6 protein-coding genes are annotated in these 4,367 nt (G+C 60.9%); 3 read left to right on the top strand and 3 right to left on the bottom strand.

Going from position 1 to position 4,367, the window contains the following annotated elements; genetic code table 11:
- Nucleotides 1-968 precede the first annotated feature (968 nt).
- The 3 genes from DES45_RS21795 to DES45_RS25445 form a co-directional block, all read right to left on the bottom strand.
- A complete protein-coding gene (locus tag DES45_RS21795) occupies nt 969-1,286 on the bottom strand; it encodes a DUF2867 domain-containing protein (RefSeq protein WP_342633542.1) in 318 nt (105 codons plus the stop codon).
- A 412-nt stretch (nt 1,287-1,698) separates the two neighbouring features.
- Nucleotides 1,699-1,923, bottom strand: a complete 225-nt coding sequence (locus DES45_RS25450; protein ID WP_210210255.1) for a hypothetical protein — start codon at nt 1,921-1,923, stop codon at nt 1,699-1,701.
- A 10-nt stretch (nt 1,924-1,933) separates the two neighbouring features.
- On the bottom strand, nt 1,934-2,524 hold the full coding sequence (locus tag DES45_RS25445; protein ID WP_245571831.1) for an MFS transporter: 591 nt from the start codon (nt 2,522-2,524) through the stop codon (nt 1,934-1,936).
- Between the two features lie 176 nt (nt 2,525-2,700).
- On the opposite strand from DES45_RS25445, the gene DES45_RS21785 reads away from it, so the two are divergent.
- From DES45_RS21785 to DES45_RS25285, 3 genes are all read left to right on the top strand, one after another.
- On the top strand, nt 2,701-3,075 hold the full coding sequence (locus DES45_RS21785; protein ID WP_342633541.1) for a MerR family DNA-binding transcriptional regulator: 375 nt from the start codon (nt 2,701-2,703) through the stop codon (nt 3,073-3,075).
- Nucleotides 3,076-3,308: 233 nt separating this feature from the next.
- Nucleotides 3,309-3,557: a WGR domain-containing protein gene (locus DES45_RS21780; RefSeq protein WP_114772554.1), complete on the top strand. Its 249-nt coding sequence runs from the start codon at nt 3,309-3,311 to the stop codon at nt 3,555-3,557.
- A 481-nt stretch (nt 3,558-4,038) separates the two neighbouring features.
- The coding region (locus DES45_RS25285) for an HU family DNA-binding protein (protein ID WP_114772550.1) at nt 4,039-4,367 on the top strand (329 nt) is incomplete at its 3' end.

Here is a 4,367-nt window from a genome sequence, read left to right as displayed (position 1 = left end):
AGAGTTCCGGGTGCCGACAGTCACTGTGTCTGGAAAAGGCGCCGCCTCGGAGAGGTGGCGCCGGGGAGGGGACACATAGTCGATTTTTTCGCCGGCGCAAGCGCCAACAATCATTCGCCCACAGGGCCCAATGTCGCATTGCTCGGTCAGCCTCGGACACCCAAGACGTTTGGAATTGCAGAAGAGGCACCCGACCCCGCCAGATCGGCAGCACCGGCGAGGTGAAACGACAACCGGTCTGCGGGCACCAGGTAGGCGATCCCTGGGCTCCGCCTCCGCGTGCCTGAGAGGGCATCAGCGATTTCCGATATGGGGATCGTCTGGGGTCGATGTTTGACCACAATGATGCCGAGAGCCCACCGCACGTCATGAGTCGGGCTCTCGGTGCTGGATCAGACAACGAGCGCCTGCTTACATAGAATATCGTCCAACGTAGCCTCGCCTAGGAATTCGCCGTCACTGGGAGCGGCGCTTCGCGAATCCGAGACGGATGGCACAAAGCCATTCGGAGTTTCTCGCTGCTTAACAGCGGCTCAGGCCCCCGCGCTTCAGTGATGTGGAGGATGTCAGACGGGTTCGATCAGAGCTGGTAGTCTTCGCTATTCATAACCGAGCCGTTGTATAGTCCCCAAGTCCGACAACCGCGGGGGAACACCATGAGCATCTCGAACGACATAGCCGCGCGGCTAGACCGCGCTGCTGACTGCTTGCCTGAAGAGCTGTCCGCCTTGCTCATTGAGGCGGCTGACACGATTCGCATGTTAAGAGAACTTGTAACAGCTCAGGATGAAACCTGCCTTGAAGGAGCCGAGACGAAGGGCAGAGCCTGAGGAGTATAGGTCTGTGACTTCGCTGCTCAGGGGATCCAACGTTGGGGGACAACCCTATCGTGGCCTCAGGCTGGACCACGGTTGAGCGACAAACTTAGAGATTTAATTTCCATCTCAGCAGGAGCGGGATTCCTTGTCTCAGTTCCTCCCCACCTGCGCGAGCATCGCGGGAACGATTATCCGATGGAATGGCGTAACAGCGGCGAGGTAGAGTTGCCCGAATCGGTTTCTCGTGCGGACGAAGGTCATTGCCGTGACCTGACACCCGTTGCGCTCCGGCACGACCTCGACCACGACGCGGAAATCGAGATGGGTGTCATCGAACCCCATCACCACCCGTTCCGGCGAAGCGCTCACGATGGGGAAGATCCCGATCCGCTCCACCCCGGTTGGCGCACTGCGCTTGAGCCCGAGCGGCGTAACAGCGAGGTTGCGCAGCACGAGGAGACCGTCCACCTACCAGGGCCGCTGTCCCATTATCCGTCGCGCCGCCTGGAGCGCGTCCAAGGGGGCGGCAACATGGACGGAGTAGGCATCGGCAAAGTCGACATCGGGGAGTGGGACTTCGCCGGCTACTTCTGTTGCAAGGCTTTGACTGGCCATGAGCATCCGTCTCGCAGAGGGACCAGGAGCGCATTCTACCCTACGTGATGGGTCAATGCATGGAGGCCCATCACGCAGGCCTTCAGGACGGCCGCAACAGCCATCGCGGCTGCAAGCGACGAGGCGGCATCGAACAAGCCCTGATAGCCGTATGCCACGATCAATGGTGTGCTCAGGAGGGGCGAACAGAACTGGCCGATGAACACGGAAGCGGTCAGGACGCCGCCAGCGCTCCGCCGGAGCGAAGCAAACCTCAAGGCAAGGGTTACGAAGCTCGGCGAGACCATGCATAGCCTGCTCCGACGGCCGCGGCTCCTACGAACCAGGCCAAAGGCGTCCCAACAAGAGCCAGCAACGCCAGACCAAGAGCCATCACACCATAGCCCAAGGCGAGGATACCAGCGTAACCGATGACCCGCTGGAGCTGGCCGTAAAGCAGTACAAGGCTGCCGCCAAAGAGCTTCAGCATTCCGAGCGCCGAACCGGTCATCACCGGGCTGCTATAGCCTGCCGTCCCGAAGAAAAACGACAACTGGGTCGGCATGACGAAAATGCACATGTTCGTCACGGCTTGAAGAAGCACGAGCAGTGCGAAGACGAGACCCCATGATGAAGGATGGGAGGATCTTTCCTGCAGGCGAGCAAGGGAAAACGGGCGAGGTCCCTTGCGGATCAACAATGACCTTCCACATCAACGGCAAGAAGACTGCGGCAACGCCATAGATGGCGAAGGGCAAACGCGGTGAAGCCGCTGCGAACCATCCGGCCAGCGAGATGAAGGCGAGCCCCCCGAAGTTCCAGGCTAATATCTCAAATCCTGACAACGCGCTCCGGTCGTCGGTGAAGTAATCGCCGGTGAGCGCGGTCTGGGCCGTCATGATGAGGGCGACAACCAATCCCAAGACCAGACGGCTGGCGAAGATGGTCGAGAGGTCGGGAAGGAACAGCCCCGCGCATCCGGCAATGACGAGCAGCATGACCCCTGCAAGGAGCATCAGACGCCAGCCGTACCAATCAGCGATGAGACCGGCGAACGGCGCGAAGATCGCGACGCTGATGGAAGGTGCGGGCACCAGCAGGCGCACCAGCATCGCAGCGTTCGGTTCATCCGCTAACAGGCGCTCGAGTCCGGGGGTGCCGGACTGATCGTGGCATTGGCCATGGTCGTGAGGGACGCTGCTATCAGCAGCGCGATCGCTCGCGGGTCTCGCCAGACCTGCGGCTGTCTCGGGATGGCGGTTATTTGCATGGTGGGCCTCTTGCTTGAATGACGATTCGAGACACGGTACGACTTCAAGCCAACCTGAGGTCAAACATGGGAATGATGGACATCAGGGAGCTTGCTGAACCCTCAGGCGTTCCGCCCTCGGCGCTGCGCTACTATGAGGAGCTCGGCTTGATCCGGTCGATCAGCCGACATGGGCTGCGGCGGCAATTCGATGCCGACGTCCTCCTGACATTGTCCCTGATCGAACTCGGGAGGACGGCCGTCCCGATATTCCCCGGGATCAGTTGCACGCCAAGGCGGATGATTTGCATCGCCAGATGGTCGACCTGCGAACGCTGCGGGATATGCTCCGGCACGTGGCCGAATGTCCAGCTCCGTCGCATCTGGAATGCTCGACCTTCCGCAAGCTTATGAAGGCAGCAACGCGCAGACGCGTCACCAATCCAGCGTCCGGAATCGGAGCCCGCAGACGCTCGCAGCTTGGCGAGTAGCCCGCGGGCCGCCCGTCGATCGCTAGGCCACAGAGCAGCTTTTGCTCCCTAATGCCGTTTAACCGGGCTTCGCATATCACGAACGTGAATCGGTGGTGCGTGATCGATTCAGGAGTTTCATTGGTCTGACTTGCGGCGGCGCGATACGGTTGCCGCATGGCCGATGACAAGATCCAGTACCTGATCCTCGACCGGCGTGATCCCAGCTGCAACATGGCGCGCTACTATGTCCTGGCGATCGAGCCGAGCCTGTTTGGGACCGCCACCCTGACCCGCGAGTGGGGGCGGATTGGTCGACCAGGACAGCGGCGGATCGAGATCTGTGACAGCTATGATCAGGCCGCGGAGCGGCTTGAGAGCTGGCTTCGGCGCAAGAGCCGCCGCGGCTATGTGGTTCGATTCTGAGCGCCTGGAGCTGCAACAGCGCCTGCGGCGTTCGGGCGGGCATGCAGGCAAGTCCCCTGCAGATACGCACTGATAGCTGCCATGGCCGTCCCGCGGTCGGCGTAAGGGCCAGAATCGATGCCCTCCAGAGGAGAGCCTGCGACAGGGCTGATCCTGAGCTTGCGATCATCCGTCTGCGCGATCCGGCCCAACTCCTGAGCGCCATCTTCGGTGCTGATGCGCAGTACGATCGGTTTGGCCGCAACCAGTGCAACAAGTGTATTCACGTCTACCCCCATGAGATCGTGATCAAGGCCTGTGCTCAGGCTCCTCAGATCACCGTTGTCGAGCAAAGCGGCCGGTCTCCAGAGCCCGTGAAGAGGTTGTGCGGCACCATTTTTGGCATTCTACTGTGGAAATGATGTTATGATCCGTTGAGACCCAAGCCCGGCGCACTATGCAGATAACACAGGCCAACTGTTCATGCGCGAAGGAGTTGCCAGTGGCAAAGACGGCGACGAAGACCAAGACGGCACCTGCCCGGAAGACCACGACCTCGAGGGCGGCTGAAAAGACCGCGGCTCAGCCCGCGAAGACCACCAAGGCTCCGGCCAAAAAGGCCGCTGCCAAAGGTGCTGCTGCCAAAGCGGTGATATCGAAGGCATCCACCAAGGCTGGGTCTAAGGTTACGGCCAATAGCACCAAGGCAGCCTCCACGAGTGCTGTTCTGACGCTGCGCCATCTGGCGGAGCGGCTGTCCGAGACGCATGAGCTGCCCAAGCGTCAGGCCAACGAGATGCTGACCCAGGTGGTGGAGATGATCACCAGGAG

The organism is Microvirga subterranea, from assembly GCF_003350535.1.
Taxonomy (GTDB): domain Bacteria; phylum Pseudomonadota; class Alphaproteobacteria; order Rhizobiales; family Beijerinckiaceae; genus Microvirga; species Microvirga subterranea.
The sequence above is the reverse complement of the archived record's forward strand: the minus strand, read 5'-3'. Positions and strand labels throughout refer to the sequence as shown.

Excerpts from the sequence above, each read along its gene's own strand:
- DES45_RS25450 (WP_210210255.1), bottom strand. The coding sequence starts at position 1,923 with ATGACCGGTTCGGCGCTCGGAATGCTGAAGCTCTTTGGCGGCAGCCTT.
- DES45_RS21785 (WP_342633541.1), top strand. The coding sequence starts at position 2,701 with ATGACGATTCGAGACACGGTACGACTTCAAGCCAACCTGAGGTCAAAC.
- DES45_RS21780 (WP_114772554.1), top strand. The coding sequence starts at position 3,309 with ATGGCCGATGACAAGATCCAGTACCTGATCCTCGACCGGCGTGATCCC.
- DES45_RS25445 (WP_245571831.1), bottom strand. The coding sequence starts at position 2,524 with ATGCTGGTGCGCCTGCTGGTGCCCGCACCTTCCATCAGCGTCGCGATC.